Source organism: Micromonospora sp. NPDC050795 (assembly GCF_044456785.1).
Classification (GTDB): Bacteria; Actinomycetota; Actinomycetes; order Mycobacteriales; family Micromonosporaceae; genus Micromonospora.
The window spans coordinates 36,499-61,357 of sequence record NZ_JBITGE010000039.1; the positions used below are offsets into that span (position 1 = coordinate 36,499).

The window sequence follows — 24,859 nt, forward strand, 5'->3', positions numbered from 1 at the left end:
GGGTGCGGCTCGGAACCGCCCACGGATCGGTCCTGCGCCGTCCATTGCCAGATCATGACAATTCGTGGATCACGTGCGGATATCCGGCTGGCAGCTTTCGGAGCGTGATCCCACAGCCCACCAGGTCCCGGCCCGCCGAACTGGAGCCCGACGCGACGCGCGTCCGGCCTCGCCACCGCCAACGGACCGGACCCGCCCCTGCCTCCGCGCCCGCCGCCGCCGGATCACACCGGGCGCAGTGGGCGGACGCGGCGAAGGGCGTCTGCATCGTCCTCGTCGTCCTGTGGCACGTCGTCGTGAAGGACTACCTCCAGATCGACTGGCACGTTGGCGTCCCCGTGCCGGGCTTCTGGGGAAGGCTGGGTGAGCAGTTCCTGCCACTGCGGATGCCGCTGTTCTTCACCATCTCGGGCGTCTTCGCGGCGAACGCCGCCCAGCGGCCGTGGCGGGTCGTCGCCCGCAGCCGGGTCGCCGGGTTCCTCTACCTGTACGCCGTCTGGCTGCTGATCCACACCGTGGTCCTCGCCGCCGCGCCGGAACTGCCGACCGACCGGGCCACCTCGGCGCTCGGCCTGCTGGAACAGCTCACCGTCACGCCGTCCAACCTCTGGTACCTGTACGCCCTGGCGCTGTACTTCACGATCGCCAAGGTGACCCGCCGGGTGCCCCGGGCGCTGGTCCTGGCCCCTGCCGCCGCGCTGTCGGCCGTCGCCGCCGCCGGCCTGCTCGACACCCCGGGCAACCGCGCCGGCCTCTACCAGAACCTGGTCTTCTTCCTCGCCGGGCTGTACCTGCGGCCGCAGATCCAGCGGTGGGCCGCCACCGCCAGCCGCCGCCGGCTGTTGCTGACCTCAGGTGGCTACGTTCTGGCGCTCGCCGCGATGGCGGTGACCGGCGCCCAGCAGTGGTTCGGCGTATGGCCGGCGGTCTCGGTGGTGGCAGTGATCTTCGGCATAACCGCAGCTGCCCGGCTGTCGCGGTGGTCGGCGCTCAGCGAACCGCTGGCTAGGCTCGGCCGCATCACCCTGCCGATCTACGTCATTCACATGCCGGTCCTGGCCCTGCTGCACCGGCTGTTGCTCGTACCGGTTTCCGGGCTGGGTGGGTCTGCTCAGGGCCTGATCGTACTCGGTTATCCGATTCTGCTGAGCGGCTTGGTGATCGGTCTGAGCCTGGCCGTTCACCGCGGGCTGCTGGCGATTCGCGCGGGCTGGCTGTTCGCGCTGCCCGGCAGGCGCACGGTGGAGGCGGCCGCATGAGCGCCCTCGCCGAAGCCCTGGTCGACCTGGACGCGATCGCCAGCAACGTGCGGACGATCGCGTCGGTCGCCGGCACCGGACTGATGGCCGTGGTGAAGGCCGACGGGTTCGGCCACGGGGCGGTGCAGGTGGCCCGGACCGCGCTGCGCGCCGGCGCCTCCTGGCTGGGCGTGACCTCGACGGCCGAGGCGCTGACCCTGCGCGAGGCGGGTGTGACAGCGCCCACGTTGAGCTGGCTGCACGGCCCGGATGACGACTTCGGTATGTTGATCAAGAGTGGCGTCGACATCGGCGTGTCCACGACCACGCACCTGCACGCCGTCGCCGACGCGGCCCGCCTGCTCGGCGCACCGGCGATGGTGCAGCTCAAGGCGGACACCGGGTTGTCCCGCAACGGGGCCGCCGGGAACGACTGGCCCGAGTTGGTCGCTTGGGCACGCAAGTACGAACGAGAGGGCGGGATCCGGGTGCGCGGGGTGTGGTCCCACCTCGCCGACGCCGACCTGCCGGGCGCCCCGGCGCTCACCCGTCAGGTGGCGATCTTCGAGGAGGCGCTGCGGACCGCACGGTCGGCCGGCCTGGACCCTGATCTCGTCCACCTGGCCAACTCGGCGGCCGCGCTCTCCGCACCGCGGGCCCGATTCGACCTCTGCCGGATCGGGATCGCCCTCTACGGCGTCGACCCGTTCGGCGTGAGCGGTCCGGGCAAGTTCGGGCTGCACCCCGCGATGACAGTGCGGACGAGCGTGGTCAACGTCAAGCAGGTGCCGGCCGGCACGGGCGTCTCCTACGGGCCCGACCACGTGACCGGCACACCGACCACGCTGGCGCTGCTGCCGCTCGGCTACGCCGACGGGCTGCCCCGGGCCGCGGGTGGCAGCGCCTCGGTATGGCTCGCCGGCCGGCGCTGCCCGATCGTCGGGCGCATCGCCATGGACCAGTGCGTGGTCGACGCCGGGGATCTTCCCGTGACGATCGGCGACCCGGTCGTGGTGTTCGGTCCGGCCGAGGGCGACCAGCACCCTCCGACGGTCGTCGAGTGGGCCCGCTGGGCCGACACCAACCCACACGAGATCTTGACCGGCATCGGGGCCCGGGTGGCCCGCGAGCACCTCCACGGAAGGGCACGGAACTCATGACAACCCGACTGGCAGTGCTGTACGGCGGGCAGAGCGGCGAGCACGACGTGTCCTGCCGTTCGGCGGCGAGCATCCTCGCCCACCTGGACCGTGAGCGGTACCAGGTCACCGAGGTGCTCATCGACCGCGACGGCGGGTGGCACGTCGGCGGTCGACCGACACCCCTGCCAGCGGCGTTGCGTGTCCTGCGCGCCCAGGACGTGGTGTTCCCGGCCCTGCACGGCCCGTACGGCGAGGACGGCACCGTGTCGTCGCTGCTGGAGTGGCTCGGCGTGCCGTACGTCGGCAACGGTGTCTTCGCCAGCGCCGCCGGCATGGACAAGGGGGTCACCAAGCGGCTCCTCGCGGCGGAGGGTCTGCGGGTCAGCCCGGGGGTGACCCTGCGTCCCGGTGAGGCCCTGTCGGCCGAGGACCAGCGTCGGCTGAAGCTGCCGGTCTTTGTCAAGCCGGCCCGTGCCGGGTCGAGCCTGGGCGTCGTCAGGGCGGACGACTGGGCGGGAGTTCCCGCCGCGCTGGAGCAGGCCCGCCAGGTCGACCCGAAGGTGCTCGTCGAGCAGGGGGCGCGGGGACGCGAGATCGACGTGGCCGTCCTCCAGCACCCGGACGGCCGGGTGCAGGCCGGTCCGCCGCTGGAGATCCGGGTGACCGGCGCCGGCTTCTTCGACTACGACGCGAAGTACGACGGCGGCGCGACCTTCCAGATTCCCGCCCCGCTCGACGCGGCGACCACCGAGGTGCTTCAGGACCGTGCGATTCGCGCCTTCCAGGCCCTCGACTGCCGTGGGCTGCTGCGGGTCGACTTCTTCCTGCCCACCGAGGGGTCACCCGAGCCCATCGTGAACGAGGTCAACACGTTCCCCGGTTTCACCGCCGCGTCCCAGTTCCCGCAGATCTGGCAGCAGGCCGGCATCGGCTTCGCCGCCCTGATCGACATCCTGATCGCCGGAGCGCTGGCCGACCAGGACCACGGCCACCACAGCGGGTTGCCCCGGCCGCAACGCGCGGTCGACCACCTGGTGTGAGTCGGCGCCCGGTCACCTGATCGGGCACGCCCGAGGCCCTCGGGCGCCGTCCGACCCGACGATGGTGACGGTGGTGTTGGTAGTCGCCGCGCTGACCTGCGCCGCGGCGGCGACCGTCGTGCAGACGATCTGGTCGACCGCCTGCTCTGACAACGCCCGCGCGGCGATGTCCGCCCGCACCCTGAGGTCACCGGTCCGACCGGTTCCCGCCGTCACCGTGACCGGGTCCAGGCCCGCCGGAACGTCGCTGGTGAAACCCTGGGTCCGTTCGTTCGCCTGGGGACCGGCCGCGAGCAGCGAGAGCGCGGCGGCGGGCGACGGGGCCGTGTTGACCGGGCGGAGGACCAGCACCAGTTCGCCCCGCGCGAGCAGGTAGAGCCAGGCACCCTGGGCGGGGCCGCTGACCGGCGGGCGACCGGTGATGACAGTGCTGGGTCGTACCCCGCAGCCCGCCGTGACCAGCGTCAGAAACAGTCCGCTGACGAGCAGCGCGCGGCCCGTCCGTCGGCCGGTCACCGGGCACCTCCGGTGTCGGCTGTTTCGCGGGGCAGGCGGAGGGTGAACACCGCGCCGCCGTGGGTGCCGTTGCCCGCGACGAGACTCCCCCGTCGCTCCCCGTGGCGGTGCAGGCGCGCGTTCTCCCAGGAGATGGCGAGACCGAGGCCGCTGCCCTCGGAGCGGGTTCGCGCGGTGTCGGCCTTGTAGAGGCGGTCGAAGACGTGTGGCAGCACCTCAGGGTCCAGTCCGGGCCCCCGGTCGGCCACTTCGATGGTGACCCAGTCCGGGTCGGCGACGAGTCGCACCGACACCGGCTCGGCGCCGTGCCGGAAGGCGTTGCCGACCAGGTTGGCGACGATGACGTCCAGTCGGCGGGGGTCGAGTCGGGCCACGATGCCCGGTGGCAACTCCGTTCGTACCCGGTCCAGCCAGCCGCGGATCCGCAGGGTCGCGCTGACCGCCGCGGCCACGTCCACGTCGTCCAGGGCGAGCCGCGCGGTGCCGGAGTCGAACCTGCTGATCTCGATGAGGTCGTTGACCAGTTGGGTGAGGTTCTGCGTCTCCTGGCTGACCAGCCGGGCGGCCCGGCCCGCGTCTCCGGGAAGGTGTTCCGCCTCCTCGTCGAGCACGTCGGTGACCGCCGTCATCGCGGCCAGCGGCGTCCGGAGTTCGTGCGAGACGTCGGCTACGAAGCGGCGGGCGTCGGATTCCAACCGCCGCAGCTCGTCGACCTGCCGCTCCAGCGTGCCGGCGGTGTCGTTGAAGGTCCGTGCCACATCCGCCAGTTCGTCGGCGCCCCGGACCGTCAACCGGGTGCTCAGGTCACCCTCACCGAGGCGGCGCGCCGCTCGGCTGAGGTCGCGGACGGGTCGCAGGACTCCGCGGGCGGACAGCAGGGCCAGCAGGACGGCGAGGACCAGTGACAACCCGCCGGTCAGCCATGCCCTGCTGGCGAGCCGGTCGATGCTCTGCTGTTCGGGCACGAGATTACGCACCGAGTAGACCTCCAGCCCGGACGGGCGGGACGTGCCGTCCGAGCGGTCGAGTGCCAACTGGGTACCGATGAGCAGTGCGGGTTCTCCGTCGAGTGAGACCCGCTGCCAGGCGATGCGACCGTCACGGACCTCCTGCCGCAGCTCGGGGGTGAGCGGGTCGGTGAGGTCGGGGCCGCCCTGCGCCCGCATGTCCCGGTAGACGACCACCGCGAAGCTCTCCCGGTCGCTGAGGCGCTGGGCCAGAAGTTCGAGGTCGTCCTGGGTCGGCGGCAGCTGGACGATCGGGTAGACCTTGGTGAGCTGGTCGGTCAGCGACATCACGGCGGCGTCCTGCGCCTGCTGCAGGACGACGGTCCGAGCCTGGAAGTAGCTGCCACCGGCCACCGCCACCGTCGTGGTCACGCCCAGCAGCGCGAACGCCAGGAGGAGCCGGACCCGTAGACCCGAGACCCACGCGCCGGCCCGGTGACACAGCGTCACAGCGGCCCGAACCGGTATCCGAAACCACGCACCGTCTGGATGAAGACCGGCGCCGACGAGTCGGCCTCGATCTTGGCGCGTACCCGCTGGACGCACGCGTCCACGAGTCGCGAGTCGCCGAGATACCCGTGCTCCCAGACGGCCTCCAGCAACTGCTGGCGGCTGAGCACCTGGCCCGGCGTGTGCGAGAGTTCGAGCAGCAGCCGCAGCTCCGTCGGCGCGAGGCTGACCGGCGTTCCGTCCTTGCTGACCACCAGCGCGGCCCGGTCGATGGTCAACTCACCGTGCTGTTCCAGGCCGGTCCGGTCGCCGCCACGCCGCGAGTCGCCACCGGTCCGTCGCAGCACCGCGCGGATGCGCGCCTCCAGCACCCGGGCCTGCACGGGCTTGACCACGTAGTCGTCGGCGCCGGCCTCCAGACCCGCGACCACGTCCATGTCGTCGTTGCGGGCCGTGAGCATGATGATCGGCAGGTCGCCGAGCTGCCGGATCCGGCGGCAGACCTCGAACCCGTCCATCCCGGGCAGCATGAGATCGAGGACCACGACATCGGACGGGGTCGTGCGCAGCCGCTCCAACCCCTGCTCACCGGTGCCCACCGCGTGCACGGTGTGGCCCTGTCGGGTGAGCGCCAACTGCAGTCCGTCGCGCACCGTCTGGTGGTCTTCGATCAACAGCACCTGGGACATGTCGGCAAGTATCCCATCATGAGATCTTTCGGGTTTCGGTCGTCGACGGTGGCTGCGGAGGGCTCCGCGGGGAGAGCGGCACCGCGAAACCCGTCGACCGCACCAGGAACACCACCGCCCCCACCAGCGCCATCGTCGACGCGGCCGCGACCACGATGGCGATCAACAAGCCGCGCTGCACCGAGGCGGCCAGACCGGGCACGACCACCAGCAGCGCCCAGACCAGCACGACCAGCCCGACCACCGCCTCGGCCAGCCTGCGCCAGAGGCTGCCACCGTCCGAACCGCCTGTCGTGTCGCGGTCGCCGGACCAGGTCGCCAACGCTGCCGAGGCCAGGCAGAACAGGGTCACCCCCAGCAGTACGCCACCGAGCACGTCGCTGAACCGGTGCCAGCCCGCGATCATCGTGGCGGCGGCGATCACCGAGACCCCGGCCGCGCCCGGCGCCGCCAGCCAGCGCCGGGCCCACCCGGGTAGAACCAGCATGAACGCCAGCAGCAGGGCGGTCGCCGCCGCGACATGGCCGCTGGGAAAGCTGTTGTGGGTGGTGGAGCTCAGGACCTCCAGATCCGGCCGGGGCAGCTCCGATTTCACCGCGCCGGCCAGCAGCACCGCGCAGACGACGATGCCCACACCGACGACACCCGCCACCAGCCGCCGGCGGAGCACACCCACCAGCAGCACCACACCGAGCAGGGCCGCGATGAGGGTCGGGCTGCCGACGGTGGCCAGCACGCTCTTGGCGGGGCCCACCAGCACGGTCTGCTGCTCGTAACCTCCGCCCCGCTCGGCGCGCGGCAGGAGAACCCCGTCCAGCCACTGCCCGGGGTACGTCCGCACGAAGACGGCGGCGGTGAGGGTCAGGGCAACCAGACCGGACAGCGCCGCCGCGAGCAGCCGAAGCCCCAGAGGCACCGCGGCGCGGGCGTGGGGAAGCGGTCGCGCCGGACCGGGCGTCGGCCGCCCGACGGAGTACAACGATCCGATGGACATGGCGACCATGCTCGCTTCGGCAGGTCCGTACCCCGTCCTCGAATTGTCTTGGTTCTGTCACAACCACCCCCACCGCTTCCGGAAAGCGGATCGTCGGCGGTGCGGCCGGGCGGACCTGGACGGCTGGATGGGATTCACATGCTTACATGCAACTATGTTTTACCCAGCCGAGATCAGCCACCACTAGGGTCAGGACGCCGATCGATGTTTCGGTCGGCGGTGCGAAAAATCCATCCGGAGTGAGTTGGGGAACCGGAAGGTGTTGGCAAATGCAGGGAACTCCAGCGGCCAGCCTGGTCATCGGCATCGCATCCTCGCCAGCCGAGCGGCGACATCTGGCCCGGCTGCTCGGCGGCAGTGACGCCTTCCTGATCGTCTCGACAGTCGACCAGGCACGAGACTTCCTCGGGGTGGTCGAGGCGCCTGCCGCCCCGGCTCCCCCCACCACCGCGGCGCTCGCCGAGGTGACGCCGAGCCCACAGCCACCGCCACCGGATCTGGCCGTCGACTCCGACCGCCGGGTGCTGCGCTGGCGCGACCAGGAGATCGACCTGACCCGGTTGGAGCACGACGTCCTGCTCTGCCTGGTGCACGCGCCCGGTCAGGTCTGGACCTACGAGCGCCTGCACCTCGAGGTCTGGGGCAACCGGCACCTCGGCCGGGGCTCCGACATCCACTCGGTGGTCCGCCGGGTGCGCGGCAAGCTCGCCAGTCTCAACGCCGCGGCGACGATCCACTCGGTACGCGGCGTCGGCTTCCGGCTCGCGCCCGTCTGATCACCCCGGGCACGGTCCGGCCCGCCTGGTCGGGGACCAGGCGGGCCGGACTTCTTCGGCTAGCGCTCAGGCGTCAGCACCTGATGGGTGCCAACCCGAAGTTCTCCACCGTCGGGGTGGCGGTGTCGATCCTGGTCTGACGGGTCTGCGGCTTCCAGCCGTCCTTGGCCACGATCATCGTGAGCGGGTTGTTGCGGCGGTCCACCCAGTAGGCGTACTTGCCCTCGGCGTCGGTGGCGAAGGTGTACGACGCCGCCCACGAGTCGACCTGCACGACCGCGCCGGTGAGCGGCGAGGTCGCACCCTGGCAGCTGGTGCCGGTGACCGTGCCCATGAGCTTGCCCCAGGTCTTCGGGGGGTTCGCGATCATGGTCACCGCGACCGGTGCCACCGAGTACGGGGTGTTCTCGGAGATCGCGACGGCGCCGGAGTAGGTGCCCGGCTGGTCCACGTTCGCCGTCAGACCGACGGTGACGGTGACCTTCGCACCCGGTGCGAGGGTGACCGCCGACTTGTCGATGGTCATCCAGCTGACGTCGGCCGCCGACTCGGAGCATCCCTCGAAGCCCGGGAGCACCTCGCTGTCCGGGGCCGCGTTGAAGCTGCCGGACGAGCCGCCGATCTTGTAGAAGCCGCACGCCGCGCCGCCGCGGTACCGCGCGGTGTTGGCGTTGGGCAGGTTGGACCACGAACCGGCGGCCGGGTCGAAGGCGAAGCCGGCGTTGCTGATGGCCCCGCCCTGCGAGCCGCCGACGACGAGGAGCTTGCCGCTGGCGACGGCGTACGAGCTGGCCCAGTTGTCGGCCGGCGCGTCGGCGACGGCGGTCCAGGTGTTGGCACCCGGGTCGAAGGCGTAGCTGGACTTCTGCGCGGCGGATCCGTCGTTGCCGCCGGTGCAGTAGAGGATGCCGTCGATCCCGCCGCAGGAGGCGAAGGCCACCGACTTCGGGTAGTTGGCCATCGTCTCCCACGTGTCACCGGTCGGGTCGTAGCGGACGACGCTGTTCGACATCGGCAGACAGGCCGCCGTCGTGCAGCCACCGACCGCGTACAGCTTGCCGTCGACGACGGCCTGACCGGCTGCGGCCCGCGGTGCCGGGTTGTCGGCCAGTTCCGTCCAGGTGTTGGCCCCCGGGTCGTACGACCAGGTGGCGGAGTCCGGGCCGGAGTCGCCCCAGCCACCGCTGGCGATGATCTTGCCGTTCACCACGCCCGCGGTCACCGCGTTACGGGCACCGGGAAGGTCGGCGATCGCCGTCCAGGTCTGGGCGGCCGGGTCGTAGGCGTAGTTCTTGGTGGTGGAGGACTCACCGTCGCCACCACCGATCGAATACACCTTGCCGTCCAGGTTCACCACCCGGTTGTCCATGATCGTGGCCGGGTAGTTGGCGATGTCGGTCCACGGCGCCGCCTGCGGGCCGGCCGCCGCGGCAGCCGCCTTGGCCTCCTTGCCGGACGCCTTGGCGGCGAACGACGTCGGTACGGTGACCCGCTGCTCCGGCGCGCCGCTGGACCCGAGCACCTGCTGCCGGGTGACCTTGGAGCCGTCCGCCCGCAGGAGTTCGAACCCGTTGTCCCGCTCACCGAACTTGACCTCGACCGGCGCGCCGCCGGTGTTCGTCACAGTGAACGACTTGCTGGTCTTGCCGTTGGGCATCTGGAGCGTCGCGCTCAACTGCATCGGCGTCACCGCCAGTCGACCGGCCGCGAGCTGGAAGTTCGCGGTGGTCGCCCAGTCGGCCTCGACGTCGACCTGCTTCGTCTGGCTGACGTAGTTGCCGGCGGTCGCCGTGAACGGGTGCTCGCCGGTGAGCGACGAGTAGATCCAGTAGAAGCCGTCAGCCAGCCCCGGGTCGTCCGGGGTCGCCACGGTGACGGCCTTCTCGGCGGGCCGGTCCTTGCTGGTGACGGTCGCGCCGTTGACGTAGCTGTCGTCGTTCTTGTCGCGGACGTTGCCGACGACCAGACCGCCGTCGACCGGCACGCAGAGGACCTGGCTGCCGATCAGGACGTTGTCGACCTCCCACCACCACTCGTACGAGGCGTCGTAGTAGTGGAACCGCACCTGCACCTGCGCCTTACCGGCCGCCTGCGGGATCGGGATCTCGGTCAGCTTCGGTCCCCGGACGTCCGTCTCCTGCCGGAGCACGTTGGTCCAGGTGGCACCGCCGTCGATGCTCAGGTCCACGTCGGCGGTGTCGTCGTTGAGCTGGTTGAAGTCCTGGTTGAACCGGATGACCGGAGCCGTGACGCTGGTCAGGTCGACCACCGGGCTGACCAGCGAGGTGTCCTGGCTGGTGCCCGCCCCGTACGCGTCGCTGTCGATCATCGCGAAGTTGCCGCTGCCGCCGGTCAGGTTGCCCCGGTCGCCGTCGTCGGTGAACTTCCAGACCTGACCGCTGCCCGCGTTGTCGACGACGGTCCAGCCGGCCGGCGTGGTCGTGGCGTCGAAGGTCTCGTACTCACCGTCGGAGCCGTTCGTGTACCCGGGGGCGGTGGTGCAGGCGTTGCTGTCCACCGGCACGGCGACGTTGGCGGTGACGTTGCCCGAGCCGACCACGACCTGCTTGGTGACGGTCTGGTAGCCCGGGTACTGCGGCTCGTACTTCAGGGTGTACGTCTGCCCGGCCGGAAGCTTGATGCTGTAGCGGCCGTTCGACGGGGTGGTGTGGTCGTAGACGCCGGACACCCCCGTGACGGTCACCTTGGCGTACAACGGCCAGCCGTGGCCGGATCCGTCGGTGACCGCTCCGGTGACGTTGACGCTCGGCACCGCCGTGAGGGCGACGTTGAGCGTCGTGGTCGCGCCCTTGGCGACCGTCGCGGTCCTGGTGGTGCTGCCGTACCCGAACGCCGCGACGGCGACCTGGTAGTCGCCGGCGGGAAGCTGGGTGGAGAACTTGCCGTCGGCACCGGTGGTCAGCTCACGCTCGGACGCGCCGGTGAGCGTCAGTGTCGCCCCGGCGATCGGGGCGCCGGAGGTCGCGTCGGTGACCGTGCCGGCCAGCGTGCCGATGTCACCGGTCGGGGCGGCGTTGAGCAGGGCGAGGGCGTCCAGTCGGCCTTCGCCGTAGACGTTGTTGTCGGCGGCGGTGCCGCCGCACTGGTCGTCGGCCTTGTCGATCGCGGCACCGTTGAGCAGCGCGCGGGTCGCGTTGACGTCGCCGACCAGCGACGGTGCCGCCGAGTACAGCAGCGCGATCGCGCCCGCGAGGTGCGGTGCGGCCATCGAGGTGCCGCTGATGGTGCCGTAGGCGCTGCCCGGGATGCTCGACCGGACGTTCACGCCCGGCGCGGAGATGTTGGGCTTGATCTCGCCGTTCTGACCGACGCCGCGGGCGGAGAAGCCGGCGACGTTGTTGTTGACGTCGTACGCGCCGGTCGAGTAGTTGCTGGCGAGGCTGCCCGGCGAGCCACTGGTCTCGCAGGCCGGCCCGCTGTTGCCGTTGGACCAGGTGCCGAAGATCCCGGAAGCGGTCCAGGCGTCCGTCACGTCCTCCATGAACGGCTCGTTGGACGGGTCCCGGGTGCCCCACGAGTTGTTGATGATGTTCGGGCGCTTGCTCGCGTCCGCGTTCTGACCGTTGAGGTCCAGCGGTTCGAGCATCCACTGACCAGAATTGATCAGAGCGGCGTCACTGGGGCAGCAACCGTTCGCCGCGATCCACTTGACCCCGGGGGCGACACCGATCTGGTTCGCGCCGTCGGAGCCGGCCATGGTGCCCATGGTGTGCGTACCGTGGCCGTCGCCGTCACAGGGGGCGGTGGCGCAGGCCCCGGTCGCGTTGGCGGCGTTGAACCAGTTGTAGTTGTGGTCGAACGTCCCGTCGCCGTTGTTGCCGCGGTAGGAGTTCACCAGCGCCGGGTGGTTGAACTGCACCCCGGTGTCGATGTTCGCGATGGTGATGCCCTCGCCCTTGACGCCGTACTGGGACCAGACGTCGTCGGCGTTGATGTTGGCGATGCCCCACTCCAGGGCGTTCACCGTCTTCTCGTCGGTGCCCTTGGTCGTCTCCGGCACCTTGTACGAGACCGGGGCGTAGAGGCCCTCGACCTCCGAGTGCCCGGCGAACTTCTGCGCCATCGCCAGCGAACCGCTGTTCACCTTGATGGCGTTGGTGGCCCAGAAGGTCTGGTACTTGGTGCCCGAGCTGTCGAGGTCGGCCCGGATCTTGCCCTGGCTCGCGGCGGCCGTCTTGCGCAGCGCGTCCGCCACCGCCGTTCCACGCTTCGACCAGTCCTTGATGGCGCTGGCCTTGCTCAGGTCGGCCCGGTCCTTGAACCGGATCCAGAAGTCCCCTTCACTCTTGGCCTGGAGCTGCTTCGCGAGCTCCGGTCGGATCTTGTCCCCGGTCTGGGCGCCCGCCCCCATCGCACCGCCCGGCGCGGCCTGCGCGCCTGAGCTGATCGTCGCCAAGCATGTCGCGGCGAGGATCGTCGCCGCGCCGGCGCTCACCAGTGATCTGGCCGCGCGCCGCCATTGTGGACGTCTGAACATCGGTGCTGCCTCCCTCAGAACGACCCAGGGTGTAATGGGCCATGGTGGACCTCCCCCATGCACCGCGCGGGTCACGCCGGTTGCCCGAGTGGACACTATGATCGAGAAGAACGGACGATCAAGAACTTGCCGTGAGCAACTTGTCGCTAAGAGTTGCCCTGGCTGGCGGCGTGCTTGCCAATCATTGTCAGAACCATGACGAGAGTTGGGCAGGGATGCCCATCGATCCCGGGCGGTGCGGTGGCCGAGGACGACGAGGCAACGGTGAACAGGGGTTATTCGGCCGACGAGCCGTTCCCACTGCTCATCGCGGTGACCCCGTCGCCGGCCGAGCGCATCCGGCTCGCGGAGCTTCTCGACGGCATCGCACCGCTGCTGCTGGTCGCCGACCTCGACGAGCTACGCCGGCTGATCGCCGCCCCGCAGCAGGCAGCCGCCCCGTCCGAACCGACCCCGGTCGCCGCCCTGGTGATCGACTCGGCCCGCTCCAGCGCCCGCTGCGGGGACCGTGAGATCGACCTCACCCGCCTGGAACACGACCTGCTGACCTGCCTGATCACCGAGCCGGCCCGGGTCTGGAGCTACGCCGAGCTGCACCGGTCGGTCTGGGGTGACGAGGGACGCGAACGCAAGGCGGACGTACAGTCGCTGGTCAAGCGGCTGCGGCGCAAGCTGCACGACCTGGGCACCAAAGCCACCATCGACGTGGTGCGCGGTGTGGGGCTGCGGCTGACCGATCACCAGCAGGCGCGGGTCGAACGGGCCTGACCAGGACGTCGGGTCAGATCAGCCCGGCCCGGGCCCACAGCAGACGCCCCGGCCCAGCGACCAGGCCAACGTCCGCCAGGTTGGCGTGCACCCGCGCCGCGGACCAGCGGAGGGTGGCACGCCAGTGCGGGTTGGCGCGGGCAGCGGCCCGACCGACCGCCGGCGGAATGCCCACCGCCGCGTACACGTCGGGATGGACCAGGCGGTTGGCGATCGTGTGGGCTGCGCGACCGACCAACAGTCGGGCGCACGCCATGCCCACCGGACCGGTGGCCGCGACCGCGGCGGCCAGTTCCTCGCGGGCGAACCGGACGTGTCGTGCCTCCTCCACCACGTGGATGCGGGACACCATCCGGATGAGCGGCTGGAGTGACTCGTCCGCCATGATCTCGCGCTGGAACGCGTCGAGGATCTCCTCCGCGATGAGGATCGCGGCGTACATCCGAGGGCCGCTGGCGGTGGCCTTGAGGAACCGCCCGAGGTGGTGGTCGACGGTGCTCGCGCGGTAGACCGGACAACCCATCGCCTCGATCAGCCGGCCGAACATGATGGAGTGTCGGCACTCGTCGGCGACCTCGGTCAACGTGTACTGGGCCTGCCGGCTGGTCGGGTCGGCGCGGTAGTACTCCCGGATCAGCATCTGCATGAGGATCGTCTCGAACCACAGCCCGGCGCTGGCCGCGCTGGCCACCTCGTGCCTGGTCAGCTCGACGCGCTGCTCGTCGCTGAGCTGGTCCCACAGCGGGGTGCCGTAGAGGCTGCTGCGCTGTGGCGGAAGCCAGTAGGCGCCGGGCGTGTGCGGGGCGTCCCAGTCGATCTCGACGGTGGGGTCGTAGCTGGTCCGCAGTGAGGACGTGAGCAGGCGCTCGGCGACTGCCGCACGCCCGGTTTCCGCCGCCTCCATGGCTCCTCCATATTGACGTGACGGCCAGTAACTGTTACGAGTAGTAGCATGCAACCGCCGCTCACCGGTGTCAATGCGTCCGACCCGCCTGCGACGCCCCCCGACGGCAGCCCGAAAGCGAAGGGCAACGGCCGCCGGGACCGCTGGGCAGACCATCGTGAGCAACGACGGCAGCAACTGGTCGGTGCCGCCGTGCAGGCGCTGCTGCGGCACGGGCCGGAGGTCGACATGGAACAGGTGGCCGCCGCCGCGGGCGTCAGCAAACCGGTCCTGTACCGCTACTTCGCCGACAAGTCGCAGCTCTGGGTCGCTGTCAGCGAGGTGGTGGCGGCCCGGGTGGTCGACGCCATCGCGCCCGCCGTCGAACAGGTCCGCGAGGAACGTGACCTGGTCGAAGCGACGATCGACGCCTACCTGGGCGTGATCGAGTCGGAGCCGAGGCTCTACCGGTTCCTCATGCACCAGTCCGGCGACCCCGGCATCCACCAGGTGATCGCCGGCACCAGCCGACAGGTGGCCGCCGGGCTCGCCCGGGTGATCGGCGACCGGCTACGCACGCTGGGCCTGGACGCCGGTCCCGCCGAGCCCTGGGCGTACGGCCTGGTGGGTTTCGTGCAGGCGGTCGGCGACTGGTGGACCACGCACGGCCAGCCGATCAGCCGAGCCGCCCTCACCGACTACCTGACCGCCCTGCTGTGGAGCGGCATCGAGGGGGTACGGGCCAGCGCCGACCTGCCGCACGAGCTGACCCGCGCCCACGAGCGGATCGTGCCGTGAGCTACCACGGCCCGGCCGGTGTCGAGGGCACCACGGTACGGGTACACCTCAGCGGGCGGTGGGAGCCGGTCGACGGCCGCTTCCACTGGGGCGGACGGATCGAGCCCGAGCCACGGGTGGCCCTTCTGCTGCGCTCCGGCCGGCGCGACGTCGAGGTGCGCATCGCCGACCGCGTCCGGGCGGCCCGACTGGCCGAGGTCGATCCGTGGGGCGGCGTACGAATCACCGGCGTGGGCGATCCGCCCTGGCCGCCGCCGGTGGCCGACCCGACAGCGCCCGAGCTCACGGAGGAGTGAATGGAGACAGACGTTGCCATCATCGGCGCCGGCTTCGGTGGCCTGGGCGCCGCCATCCGCCTCCAGCGGGCCGGTTTCACCGATTTTCTCGTCTTCGACCGGGGTGAGGACGTCGGCGGAACCTGGCGTGACAACAGCTACCCGGGCTGCGCCTGCGATGTCCCGTCGCACCTCTACTCGTTCTCCTTCGCTCCCAACCCCGGCTGGTCGAACACGTTCTCCAGCCAGCCGGAGATCTGGGACTACCTGCGCGGCTGCGTCGACCGCTTCGGCATTCGTCCGAGGTTGCGGTTGCGCCACGAGGTACTGGAGGCGAGGTGGGACGACCAACGCCAACGCTGGCTGCTGCGCACCTCGGGTGGCGACCACAGCGCCCGGGTCCTGATCTGTGCCGCCGGCCCGCTCAGCGACCCGGCCGTCCCCGACCTGCCCGGAATCGAGGAGTTCGCCGGCACCGTGTTCCACTCCGCCCGTTGGCGGCACGACCACGACCTGACCGGCCGTCGCGTCGCCGTGATCGGCACCGGCGCCTCGGCCATCCAGTTCGTGCCACAGATCCAGCCGACGGTCGAGAAGCTGACGCTCTTCCAGCGCACTCCCGCCTGGATCATGCCGAGGTTGTCGCGCCGGATCAGCGGGGTCGAGCAGGCCGCGTTCCGCACCGTGCCCGGTGCGCAGCGGGCCGCCCGGGCAGGGCTCTATCTGCTACGCGAGAGCATGGGCCTGGGCTTCCTGCACCCGGCGGTCAACCGCCTCGTCTCGCGCCGGTCCCTGCGTGAGCTGCGGCGTCAGGTTCCCGATCCGATCCTTCGGGACAAGCTCACCCCCCGCTACGCGATGGGCTGCAAGCGAGTGTTGATCTCCAACGACTACTGGCCGTCGCTCACCCGGCCGAACGTCGACGTGGTCACCGCCGGCATCGCCCGGATGGTGCCGGACGGTCTCGTCACCGACGACGACGTCCACCACTCGGCGGACACCATCATCCTCGGGACCGGCTTCCACGTCACCGACTCCCCCGTCGTACGGCGCATCCACGGCCGGGGCGGGCACAGCCTGGGCGACGCGTGGACCCCCAGCATGCACGCCTACCGGGGCACGGCCATCGCCGGCTTCCCCAACCTGTTCTTCCTGCTCGGCCCGAACACCGGCCTCGGGCACACCTCGGTGGTGCTGATGATCGAGGCGCAGCTGCGTCTGGTGCTCGCGGCCCTGCGTCACATGCGGGCCAGGGGCATCCAGGCCATCGAGCCCACCGCGCAGGCGCAACGACGCTGGACCGAGCGGGTCGACCAGAAGATGGCCGGCACCGTCTGGCAGACCGGGTGTTCGAGCTGGTACCTCGACGCCACCGGCCGCAACACCACCATCTGGCCGGGCTTCGCCACCAGTTTCCGGATGAGGCTGCGCCGGTTCCGCCCGGCCGACTACCACATCGCCTCGACCGGCAGCACCCCCAACGAACCGGAGCGGGAGCACGCCGATGCGGTATGACCTGGCAGGCAAGGTCCTGTTCATCACCGGCGCGGCGCGCGGCATCGGGGCGCGACTGGCCCGCGAGGCCGTCGGCCGTGGAGCCCGCGTCGCCCTCGTCGGTCTGGAGGGCGAGCTGCTCCAACAGCTCAGCGCCGACCTCGACGCGCACTGGTACGAGTGTGACGTCACCGATCAGGCGGCGTTGGACGCCGCGGTGGCTTCCACGGTGGATCGCTTCGGTGGCATCGACGTCGTCGTGGCCAACGCGGGCATCGCGAACCTCGGCACCGTCGCCGTCGGACCGGTGGACGCGCTGGTCCGTACCGTCGAGGTGAACCTCTGCGGCGCGATCCGCACGGTCAGCGCGGCGCTGCCGCACGTCACCGCCGCCCGTGGCCACGTCCTGATCGTCTCGTCGGCCGCCGCCTTCACCGCGATGCCCGGGATGGCCGCCTACTGCGCGTCCAAGGCGGGCGTGGAGCAGTTCGCGAACGTGCTGCGCCTGGAGACCCGCCCGCGCGGCGTCACCGTCGGCACGGCGCATCCGATCTGGATCGACACCGACCTGGTCCGCGACATCCGTGACGACCTGGCGTCGTTCCGCGCCACGCTGCGCCGGCTGCCGTGGCCGTTGTCCACCGTCGTACCCGTCGAGCAGTGCGTCGAGGCCCTGCTCCACGGCATCGAGCGCCGCAGGCGCAAGGTGTACGTGCCACGGTCGCTCGCCCTGGTGCAGGCGCTGCGGCCGGTGGTGTTGAGCGGCCTGTCGGACGCGTTGATCACCCGGTTCGGCGGTCGGACAATGGTCGACCAGATGGAAGACGAGGTGCGCCAGCTCGGGCGTTCGTTCGGCAGGACGTCGGTGGGAGAGCGGTCGTGAGCATTCACTTCCGGCGTGCGGGCAGCGGAGAGCCGCTCGTGCTCATCCACGGCATCGGTCACCGCCATCAGGCGTGGGAGCCGGTGTTCGACCGGCTCACCGCCCACCACGAGGTGATCGCGCTCGACCTGCCCGGCTTCGGGAACTCTCCGGTGCCCGACACCGGCATGCCCGCCGACATGGCCGCCACCGTGGCCGGGGTCCTGCCGGCGCTGACCGAGTGGGGGCTGGAGCGTCCGCACGTCGCCGGCTACAGCCTCGGTGGGGCGATCGCCCTGGAGCTTGCCGCCACCGGGGCCGTCGCCTCGGCCACCGCCTTCTCCCCCGCCGGCTTCTTCACCCCGGCGGAGCGCCGCCGGGCGCTGGCCATCCTCCGGATGCTGCGGGCCAACTCGTACCTGCCCACCACGATCATGCGGGTCGCACTGCGCTCGGCGTACCTTCGGGCGTTGTGCTTCGCGCCGCTGATGGCCCGCCCGACGCTGCTGGATGTCGAGCGCGCGATGGGCGACGCGCTCGCCCTGCGACGCGGGGTCGGCTTCAACGCGGTGGCCCGAGCCGCCCGCGACTATCGCCTCGACTGCCGTCGGCTGTCCGACGCGACGGTGCCGGTGACCATCGGCTGGGGCGACTGCGACCGGATATTCGGCGTCCACCAGGCCGAGCGGGCCCGCGCGGGCCTGCCGGCGGCACGGGTGGTGACGCTGCCCCGTTGCGGGCACGTGCCGATGAGCGACGACCCGGATCTGGTCGCCGCGCTCATCCTGGAGACCACCGGCGCCGCGCGACCGGACCCGTCGGTCTCTGTCTAACGCCGCAGGTCAGGAAGATCAGGGGCGGGCCGACGCCTCCGTGTCTGCGTTTTGCGGTAACGACAGGCTGTGAACTCGCTGACACGTAACGTGAGGATGCAGCCGTAGGAGGTGTGGACGATGCCCATGCTGTCGGTATTCGATCCTCGGCACACTGTCGCTCCCCCGGGATACAGCCGCTGGCTCATCCCGACCGCGGCACTGGCCGTGCACGTGTGCATCGGCCAGGTCTACGCGACAAGTGTCTACAAGAACTCCCTCATCGCGCACTTCGACGTCAACCAGACGGCGATCGGGGCGATCTTCAGCATCGCCATCGTCATGCTGGGCTCGTCGGCGGCGGTCGGTGGACGTTGGGTGGAGCGGAACGGGCCGCGCCGGGCGATGTTCGTCTCGGCGTGCTTCTGGGCCACCGGGTTCCTGGTCGGCGCGCTCGGCATCGCGACGCAGCAGCTGTGGCTGCTCTATCTCGGGTACGGCGTCATCGGCGGTATCGGGCTCGGCATCGGTTACATCTCGCCCGTCTCCACGCTGATCAAGTGGTTCCCGGACCGCCCCGGCCTCGCCACCGGGCTGGCCATCATGGGGTTCGGCGGCGGCGCCCTGGTCGCCGGCCCGCTCGCGCGCCAACTGCTGTCCCTCTACGACTCCGGCTACAACCCCAACAACCCGGCCGCCGTGGCGTCTGGCCACGCCCTCGTGGCACTCTTCGTCACGTTCGGCATCGGCTATTTCGTGATCATGATGTTCGGCCCGTTCAACGTCCGGGTTCCGGCACCGGACTGGCGGCCCGCCGGGTTCGACCCCGCGAGCGTCGCCGCCCGGCCCCTGGTGACCACGGCGAGCGTGTCCGTGTCGAACGCCGTGCGTACCCGGTCGTTCTGGTTGCTGTGGATCGTGCTGTTCTGCAACGTCACCGCGGGCATCGGCATCCTGGAGCAGGCAAGCCCGATGATCCAGGACTTCTTCCGGGACAACGGGACCGCGACCACCGTCTCGGTGACGGCGGCGGCCGGTTTCGTGGGGGTGCTGTCGCTGTTCAACATGGCGGGGCGGTTCGTCTGGTCGACAACGTCCGACCTCATCGGCCGCAAGCCCATCTACATGGTCTACCTCGGCGTCGGCATGGTGCTGTACCTGCTGCTCGCCGTCGCGGGCCACTCCGCGACCGCGGTCTTCGTGCTGATCGCCGCCGCGATCATCTCCTTCTACGGCGGTGGCTTCGCCACCATGCCCGCCTACCTGCGTGACCTGTTCGGCACCTTCCAGGTCGGGGCCATCCATGGCCGGATCCTCACCGCCTGGTCGGCAGCGGGGGTCGCCGGCCCGCTGATCGTCAACGGGATCCTCGACACGCAGGGCAAGCCCGGCACGCTCACCGCGGCGGCGTACCGGCCCGCGCTGTTCACCATGGTCGGCATCCTCGCCATCGGATTCATCGCAAACCTGCTGGTGCGGTCGGTGCCCGAACGGTTCCACGAACCGGACCGAGGACCGACCTCGCCCGTGGCGAAGGCCACCGTCACCGAGCCGGTCGCGCTCGGGCGGGACAGCCAACCGCCCGCGCCGCCGCGCGTCGGTAACCAGACCGGGCGGCTCTGGTTGTCGTGGCTGCTGGTCGCGGTGCTCCTCGGGTACGGCATCATCCAGACCGCGATCACCGCCGCGAAGCTGTTCACCGGCTGACGCGGGCGGCCCGTCGTGGGCCGGACCTCCTGCAATCGCTACGGAAAGGCGCCCCGTTCAAGGGACGCCTTTTCCGTTGCGCCGATCCGCTCAGGGCCGGGTCGCCGACCGCTTCTCGGCGAGCCGCTCCCGTTGCGGCACGACCGTGTACTTCGGATCGCGGGCCGACGCCCGTCCCGCCTCGAAGACGCCGAACCGGGTGGCGACCGAAGATGCCACGAGGGCGGCGCCGGAGACCGCCGCCAGCACCCGGCTGCGTCGGCTGAACAGCGCGGCGACGGTGCCCACGCCGAGCAGCACGTCACCCGCACGGACCAGTCGACCGCTGCGACCCTGCCGGTAGGGCTCACCGGTCAGGCCCAACCGCTCCATCCGGCGACCGCCGAGGTACTTGATGGTCGCCGCGACGACGGCGAGTCGCCGCAGCGGAGCGGTCTGGGCGGCGGGCGCCGCGATGAGGCCGACCCCGGTGGCGGCGGCGAGCGCGCTGCCACCGAAGACGAACGGCAGATAGGGGTACGCCTCGTGCCAGGCAGGTACGGCGGTGTCGGCGAGCAGCACCCCGGTGTACGTGGCCAGCGCCGGGGCGGCGGCAGCCGCGGCCAGCCCGGCGATGTCGCCGACGGGTGGCGCCAGCCGGCGGGCGAGGCCGAGAACACCGTGCTCGGGGAGCCGCGGCGCCAGCTCGGCGACCGCGGCCACACCGGCGGCCGGGCCGAACGCGGCGAGGATCCAGGTGCCGACCGACATCGGCGAGGTCACCTTGACCACCCGGAGCATGTGATGGAACCGGGTCGGCTGGCCGAGGTCGTGGACCAGCAGGTACGTACTGGTGGCGATACCGCCGAGGGCCGTCCAACGGCCCACAGTGCGCAGCCCCGGTCGTCCGGTCAGTTGGGCGGCCCCGCCGATGAGTGCGCCTCCGGCGGCGAGACCTCCGGTGAACAGGTAGCCGGCGATGTCGTACTTCCACACCGGCGGCTTCAACACCGGCCGGCCGTAGTAGGAGGCGAAGGTGGCCGGCGGCACCGTGAGCTGCTCACCGCCGCGGGTCATGACCGCCTGCCCAGGAACGCGACAACAGTGGCGGCGGTCATCGCGAGGGCGGCCAGGCCGGCGTGCTTCCACATGGCCGGCAGGTCGCGGGTGGTCACGATCGGGTCGGGTGGCAGCCCGTACACCTCAGGCTCGTCCAACAGGAGGAAGAACGCCCCGTCACCACCGACCCCGTCGTTCGGGTCGTGCCCGTACAACCTCGCCTCCGGCACGCCCCGCTCATGCAGCTTCGCCACCCGCGCGGCGGCCCGCTCCCGCAACTCGTCCAGAGCGCCGTACTGGATCGACTCCGTCGGACACGCCTGCGCACACGCGGGGGTCATGCCCGCGCCCAACCGGTCGTAGCACAGCGTGCACTTCCACGCCCGGCCATCGTCCTTGCGTTGATCGATGACGCCGTACGGGCAGGCGGAGATGCAGTAACCGCAGCCGTTGCAGATGTCCTCCTGCACCACCACAGTGCCGAACTCCGTCCGGAACAGGGAACCTGTCGGGCAGACATCCAGGCAGGCCGCGTGGGTGCAGTGCTTGCACACGTCCGACATCATCAACCAGCGAAAATCCGTCCGCCCCTGCGCGCCCGAACCCCTCCCCGGCGGCTGCGCACCCGGCATCCCCAGGAACTCCGGCCCGCCCGACATGCGGGCCGCCGCGGCGGGCGAGCCGGTGGGCAGGCCGGGGTCCGTTCCGGTGTCGGTGCTGGTACGCGCGCCGGCCGCCGCCGTCACCGGGCTGATCGCCGGCCCGTCCGGGTCCCCCGCGAACGCCGGAGTCGCCCAGCCGGCCGCACGGGGCTGCTCGACGAACGCGACGTGCCGCCACGAGTTCGCTGTCAACGCGCCGGTGTTGTCGTACGACATGCCCAGCAGGTCGAGCCCACTCTCGGGGACGCCGTTCCACTCCTTGCAGGCCACCTCGCACGCTTTGCAGCCGATGCAGACGCTGGTGTCGGTGAAGAACCCCATTCGCGGTGGCGGGTTGTCGTAGCCGGCGTCCGGTGCGGGGTCCAGCGGCCCGTACAGGGCGTTGGCGTGGGGCATGGGTCAGACCTCCTGGTCCGGGCGGCTGTCGGCGGAGTCGGTCGTGACCAGCGGTGGATAGTGCGGGCTCAGGTCGCCGGACCGTCGCCGGTAGTCGACGACGAGAGCCATCAGCTCGGCACCCCTCGGGCGTCGCCCAGGCCGGACGTCGCAGGTGCCGACCTTGCTCTCCTGGATGAGCACGTTCGGGTCCAGGCTGATGCCGAACAGGTCGTTGGCCGAGTCGCCGGTCACCAGGCCCTCGAAACCGAAGTGGTACGGCAACCACACCTGGTGGATGATCCGACCGTCCACCCGCAACGGGGTGAGCCGGTCGGTCACCAGCACCCGTGCCTCGATCGCCGCGCGGGCGGTGACCAGGTGCGCCCAGCCCAGGTGGGTGAGACCACGTTCGGCCGCCAACTCCGGCGACACCTCGACGAACATCTCGGGTTGCAGCTCGGCCAGCGGTGAGACCGTCCGGCTCATCCCTCCGGCGGTGTGGTGCTCGGTGAGCCGGCTGACAGTGAACACGTACGGGAACACCTGGCTGTGCGGTTCCGGCGGGCTCGGGTTGAGCGTGTTGATCGGGTGGGTGTAGACCTTGCGAGTCGGGTTGGCCTGCTGTCGGTAGAGCGGGTTGCGCACCGGCGACTCGACCGGCTCGTAGTGGGTGGGCATCGGCCCGTCGAGCACACCGGTCGGCGCGTACAACCAGCCTTTGCCGTCTCCCTGAAGGATGAACGGGTCGTCGCCGGCGATGCCCGCCACGCCCGAGGCGTCGTGCGCCGGTCGGTAGGACGGCGGTTTGGTCTTCTCGAAGTCCGGCACGTCGTAGCCGGTCCACTCGTTCTTGTCGGCGTCCCACCAGACGTAGCGTTTGCGCTCGGACCACGGGTTGCCGTCCGGGTCGGCGGAGGCACGGTTGTAGAGGATGCGCCGGTTCGACGGCCACGCCCAGCCCCACTCGGGTGCCACCAGGGACTGCTCCGAGCCGGGTTTGCGGCGGGCCGCCTGGTTGACGCCGTCGGCGTACACTCCGGTGTAGATCCAGCAACCGCCGACGGTGGAGCCGTCGTCCTTCATCTCGGTGAACGACGCCAGCGGCCGGCCGGTGGCCACGTCGTACCCGTTGATTTCGCGCAGCACCGCCTCGGCGCTGGGTTCCGCGTTCGGGCCGTGCGTGGGGTAGTCCCAGGCGAGGTCGAGCAGCGCACGGTCGCGCGGCTTCGTCGACGTCGCCAGCCGTTCCCGGATGACGCGACCGAGGTGGTAGAAGAACCAGAGTTCCGAGCGGGCGTCGCCTGGCGGTTCGACGGCCTTCTCCCGCCACTGCAACAGCCGTTGGGTCTGGGTGAAGGTGCCCTCCTTCTCCACGTGGGAGGCGGCCGGTAGGAAGAACACCTCGGTGCGGCACCCCTCCGGGGTGATCTCGCCGGTTTCGATCTCCGGCGCGTTCTTCCAGAATGTGGCGCTCTCGATCTCGAACAGGTCGCGGACCACGAGCCAGTCGAGGTTGGCCATGCCGAGACGCTGCGCCCGGCCGTGCGCCGAGCCGACCGCCGGGTTCTGCCCGAGCAGGAAATAGCCCTTGATCTTGCCGTCGATCATGTCGAGCACCTGCTGGTAGGTGCCGTGGTCGCCGGTCATCCGCGGCATGTACCCGTAGCAGTAGTCGTTGTCGGCGGTGGCCGCCTCACCCCAGTACGCCTTGAGCAGGTTGACGGCGTAGGTGCGGGAGTTGCCCCAGAAGCCCTTCTGCCCGGGGTGCGCGATGCTGTCCACCCACGCGTCCAGGGTCGGGTGGTTGGCGTGGTGGGGCATCGGCAGGTAGCCCGGAAGCAGGTTGAACAGCGTCGGGATGTCGGTGGACCCCTGGATGCTGGCGTGCCCGCGCAGGGCCATCACCCCGCCACCCGGGCGGCCCATGTTGCCCAGCAGGAGCTGGATGATCGCGCCGGTGCGGATGTACTGCACGCCGACGCTGTGCTGCGTCCAGCCCACCGAGTAGACGAGCATGCCGGTCCGGTCCCGGCCGGAGTTCTCCGTCCACGCCTGGGCCAGTTCGAGGAACTTCTCCTGCGGGATGCCGCAGACCCGTTCCACCATCTCCGGGGTGTATCGGGAGAAGTGCCGCTTGAGGATCTGGTAGACGCAGCGCGGGTGCTGCAACGTCTCGTCACGTTCGGTCTCGCCGCCGACGGGCGCGCCGTGTGACTCGTGCTCCAGCCCGGCGCCGGTCTCCCGCTGGATCTCCGTGTCTCGGGTCGTCTGGTTCTGCCCGTGGCCCTCGTAGCGCCAACTGGTCTGGTCGTACGAGGCGTTGTCCTCCTGGAAGCCGGAGAAGAGCCCGTGCAGGTCCTCGGTGTCGGCGTACTCCTCGGTCACGATCGTCGCGGCGTTGGTGTAGGCGACGACGTACTCCCGGAAGTCCAACTCGTTGTCGAGGATGTAGCGCACCACCCCACCGAGCAGCGCGATGTCCGTGCCCGCCCGGATCGGCAGGTACGAGTCAGCCAGCGCGCTGGTACGGGTGAACCGCGGGTCGACGTGGAAGACCTTCGCGCCCCGACGCTTGGCCTCCATCACCCACTGGAAACCCACCGGATGTGCTTCGGCCATGTTCGAACCCTGGATGACGATGACGTCGGAGTTCGACAGGTCCTGCTGGTACTGGGTGGCGCCGCCACGACCGAAGCTGGTCCCCAGACCGGGGACGGTGGAGGAGTGTCAAATACGAGCCTGGTTCTCGATCTGCAACGCCCCCATCGCGGTGAACAACTTCTTGATGAGGTAGTTCTCCTCGTTGTCCAACGTCGCCCCACCCAGACTGGA

General features: G+C 70.6%; 20 protein-coding genes. 11 read left to right on the forward strand and 9 right to left on the reverse strand.

What is annotated here, in order from left to right; genetic code table 11:
- Positions 1–104 precede the first annotated feature (104 nt).
- The 3 genes from ACIBEF_RS27430 to ACIBEF_RS27440 are packed head-to-tail and all read left to right on the forward strand — an operon-like array spanning position 105 to position 3,420.
- The gene (locus ACIBEF_RS27430; protein ID WP_396796059.1) at positions 105–1,259 is read left to right on the forward strand and encodes an acyltransferase family protein; all 1,155 of its coding nucleotides are present in this window, start codon (positions 105–107) and stop codon (positions 1,257–1,259) included.
- A complete protein-coding gene (gene alr, locus ACIBEF_RS27435) occupies positions 1,256–2,398 on the forward strand; it encodes an alanine racemase (RefSeq protein WP_396796061.1) in 1,143 nt (380 codons plus the stop codon). Before ACIBEF_RS27430 ends, alr begins: the two co-directional genes overlap by 4 nt.
- Positions 2,395–3,420 (forward strand): D-alanine--D-alanine ligase family protein, encoded by a 1,026-nt coding sequence (locus ACIBEF_RS27440; RefSeq protein ID WP_396796062.1) that lies wholly within the window; start codon positions 2,395–2,397, stop codon positions 3,418–3,420. The genes alr and ACIBEF_RS27440 overlap by 4 nt, the downstream gene beginning before the upstream one ends.
- A gap of 12 nt (positions 3,421–3,432) precedes the next feature.
- On the opposite strand, the gene ACIBEF_RS27445 is transcribed toward ACIBEF_RS27440, so the two are convergent.
- From ACIBEF_RS27445 to ACIBEF_RS27460, 4 genes are all read right to left on the reverse strand, one after another.
- A complete protein-coding gene (locus tag ACIBEF_RS27445) occupies positions 3,433–3,936 on the reverse strand; it encodes a hypothetical protein (RefSeq protein ID WP_396796064.1) in 504 nt (167 codons plus the stop codon).
- A complete protein-coding gene (locus ACIBEF_RS27450; RefSeq protein ID WP_396796066.1) occupies positions 3,933–5,315 on the reverse strand; it encodes an ATP-binding protein in 1,383 nt (460 codons plus the stop codon). Before ACIBEF_RS27450 ends, ACIBEF_RS27445 begins: the two co-directional genes overlap by 4 nt.
- A 74-nt stretch (positions 5,316–5,389) precedes the next feature.
- Positions 5,390–6,082 (reverse strand): response regulator, encoded by a 693-nt coding sequence (locus tag ACIBEF_RS27455; RefSeq protein ID WP_396796067.1) that lies wholly within the window; start codon positions 6,080–6,082, stop codon positions 5,390–5,392.
- A 16-nt stretch (positions 6,083–6,098) separates the two neighbouring features.
- Positions 6,099–7,076, reverse strand: coding sequence for a phosphatase PAP2 family protein (locus ACIBEF_RS27460; protein ID WP_396796068.1), 978 nt, complete (start codon positions 7,074–7,076; stop codon positions 6,099–6,101).
- Between the two features lie 269 nt (positions 7,077–7,345).
- Here ACIBEF_RS27460 and ACIBEF_RS27465 point away from each other — a divergent pair, with 269 nt between their 5' ends.
- The gene (locus ACIBEF_RS27465; RefSeq protein ID WP_355006572.1) at positions 7,346–7,852 is read left to right on the forward strand and encodes a winged helix-turn-helix domain-containing protein; all 507 of its coding nucleotides are present in this window, start codon (positions 7,346–7,348) and stop codon (positions 7,850–7,852) included.
- A 73-nt stretch (positions 7,853–7,925) separates the two neighbouring features.
- Here the strand turns inward: ACIBEF_RS27465 and ACIBEF_RS27470 are convergent, their stop codons facing one another.
- Positions 7,926–12,350: a S8 family serine peptidase gene (locus ACIBEF_RS27470; protein WP_396796069.1), complete on the reverse strand. Its 4,425-nt coding sequence runs from the start codon at positions 12,348–12,350 to the stop codon at positions 7,926–7,928.
- A 195-nt stretch (positions 12,351–12,545) separates the two neighbouring features.
- Between ACIBEF_RS27470 and ACIBEF_RS27475 the strand changes: the two genes are divergently transcribed.
- Positions 12,546–13,118, forward strand: coding sequence for a winged helix-turn-helix domain-containing protein (locus ACIBEF_RS27475; protein WP_396796071.1), 573 nt, complete (start codon positions 12,546–12,548; stop codon positions 13,116–13,118).
- 13 nt (positions 13,119–13,131) lie between these two features.
- Here ACIBEF_RS27475 and ACIBEF_RS27480 read toward each other — a convergent pair whose 3' ends face one another.
- Positions 13,132–14,022, reverse strand: coding sequence for a diiron oxygenase (locus ACIBEF_RS27480; protein WP_396796072.1), 891 nt, complete (start codon positions 14,020–14,022; stop codon positions 13,132–13,134).
- A gap of 48 nt (positions 14,023–14,070) precedes the next feature.
- On the opposite strand from ACIBEF_RS27480, the gene ACIBEF_RS27485 reads away from it, so the two are divergent.
- The 6 genes from ACIBEF_RS27485 (at position 14,071) to ACIBEF_RS27510 (ending at position 19,949) form a co-directional block, all read left to right on the forward strand.
- Positions 14,071–14,799 (forward strand): TetR/AcrR family transcriptional regulator, encoded by a 729-nt coding sequence (locus tag ACIBEF_RS27485; RefSeq protein ID WP_357232452.1) that lies wholly within the window; start codon positions 14,071–14,073, stop codon positions 14,797–14,799.
- Complete coding sequence (locus tag ACIBEF_RS27490) at positions 14,796–15,095, forward strand: DUF4873 domain-containing protein (RefSeq protein ID WP_396796074.1); 300 nt, start codon at positions 14,796–14,798, stop codon at positions 15,093–15,095. Before ACIBEF_RS27485 ends, ACIBEF_RS27490 begins: the two co-directional genes overlap by 4 nt.
- Entirely contained in the window at positions 15,096–16,589 is a 1,494-nt protein-coding gene (locus ACIBEF_RS27495; RefSeq protein ID WP_396796075.1) for a flavin-containing monooxygenase, read from the forward strand.
- Positions 16,579–17,451: an SDR family oxidoreductase gene (locus ACIBEF_RS27500; RefSeq protein WP_396796077.1), complete on the forward strand. Its 873-nt coding sequence runs from the start codon at positions 16,579–16,581 to the stop codon at positions 17,449–17,451. Before ACIBEF_RS27495 ends, ACIBEF_RS27500 begins: the two co-directional genes overlap by 11 nt.
- Entirely contained in the window at positions 17,448–18,263 is an 816-nt protein-coding gene (locus ACIBEF_RS27505) for an alpha/beta fold hydrolase (protein WP_396796079.1), read from the forward strand. The genes ACIBEF_RS27500 and ACIBEF_RS27505 overlap by 4 nt, the downstream gene beginning before the upstream one ends.
- A 126-nt stretch (positions 18,264–18,389) precedes the next feature.
- Complete coding sequence (locus ACIBEF_RS27510) at positions 18,390–19,949, forward strand: OFA family MFS transporter (RefSeq protein WP_396796085.1); 1,560 nt, start codon at positions 18,390–18,392, stop codon at positions 19,947–19,949.
- A gap of 90 nt (positions 19,950–20,039) precedes the next feature.
- On the opposite strand, the gene nrfD is transcribed toward ACIBEF_RS27510, so the two are convergent.
- The 3 genes from nrfD to fdh all read right to left on the reverse strand — a co-directional run.
- Complete coding sequence (gene nrfD, locus ACIBEF_RS27515; RefSeq protein ID WP_396796081.1) at positions 20,040–21,005, reverse strand: NrfD/PsrC family molybdoenzyme membrane anchor subunit; 966 nt, start codon at positions 21,003–21,005, stop codon at positions 20,040–20,042.
- Positions 21,002–22,045, reverse strand: coding sequence for a 4Fe-4S dicluster domain-containing protein (locus ACIBEF_RS27520; protein ID WP_396796083.1), 1,044 nt, complete (start codon positions 22,043–22,045; stop codon positions 21,002–21,004). The genes nrfD and ACIBEF_RS27520 overlap by 4 nt, the downstream gene beginning before the upstream one ends.
- A gap of 3 nt (positions 22,046–22,048) precedes the next feature.
- Positions 22,049–24,859, reverse strand: a 2,811-nt coding sequence (fdh, locus tag ACIBEF_RS27525) for a formate dehydrogenase (RefSeq protein ID WP_396796084.1), incomplete at its 5' end; no start/stop codon positions are given.

Bases quoted from the DNA above. Each gene is read 5' to 3' on its own strand.
- alr (WP_396796061.1), top strand. From the start codon at position 1,256: ATGAGCGCCCTCGCCGAAGCCCTGGTCGACCTGGACGCGATCGCCAGC.
- ACIBEF_RS27440 (WP_396796062.1), top strand. From the start codon at position 2,395: ATGACAACCCGACTGGCAGTGCTGTACGGCGGGCAGAGCGGCGAGCAC.
- ACIBEF_RS27455 (WP_396796067.1), bottom strand. From the start codon at position 6,082: ATGTCCCAGGTGCTGTTGATCGAAGACCACCAGACGGTGCGCGACGGA.
- ACIBEF_RS27460 (WP_396796068.1), bottom strand. From the start codon at position 7,076: ATGTCCATCGGATCGTTGTACTCCGTCGGGCGGCCGACGCCCGGTCCG.
- ACIBEF_RS27465 (WP_355006572.1), top strand. From the start codon at position 7,346: ATGCAGGGAACTCCAGCGGCCAGCCTGGTCATCGGCATCGCATCCTCG.
- ACIBEF_RS27470 (WP_396796069.1), bottom strand. From the start codon at position 12,350: ATGTTCAGACGTCCACAATGGCGGCGCGCGGCCAGATCACTGGTGAGC.
- ACIBEF_RS27475 (WP_396796071.1), top strand. From the start codon at position 12,546: ATGACGAGAGTTGGGCAGGGATGCCCATCGATCCCGGGCGGTGCGGTG.
- ACIBEF_RS27480 (WP_396796072.1), bottom strand. From the start codon at position 14,022: ATGGAGGCGGCGGAAACCGGGCGTGCGGCAGTCGCCGAGCGCCTGCTC.
- ACIBEF_RS27485 (WP_357232452.1), top strand. From the start codon at position 14,071: ATGCAACCGCCGCTCACCGGTGTCAATGCGTCCGACCCGCCTGCGACG.
- ACIBEF_RS27495 (WP_396796075.1), top strand. From the start codon at position 15,096: ATGGAGACAGACGTTGCCATCATCGGCGCCGGCTTCGGTGGCCTGGGC.
- ACIBEF_RS27500 (WP_396796077.1), top strand. From the start codon at position 16,579: ATGCGGTATGACCTGGCAGGCAAGGTCCTGTTCATCACCGGCGCGGCG.
- ACIBEF_RS27510 (WP_396796085.1), top strand. From the start codon at position 18,390: ATGCTGTCGGTATTCGATCCTCGGCACACTGTCGCTCCCCCGGGATAC.
- nrfD (WP_396796081.1), bottom strand. From the start codon at position 21,005: ATGACCCGCGGCGGTGAGCAGCTCACGGTGCCGCCGGCCACCTTCGCC.
- ACIBEF_RS27520 (WP_396796083.1), bottom strand. From the start codon at position 22,045: ATGCCCCACGCCAACGCCCTGTACGGGCCGCTGGACCCCGCACCGGAC.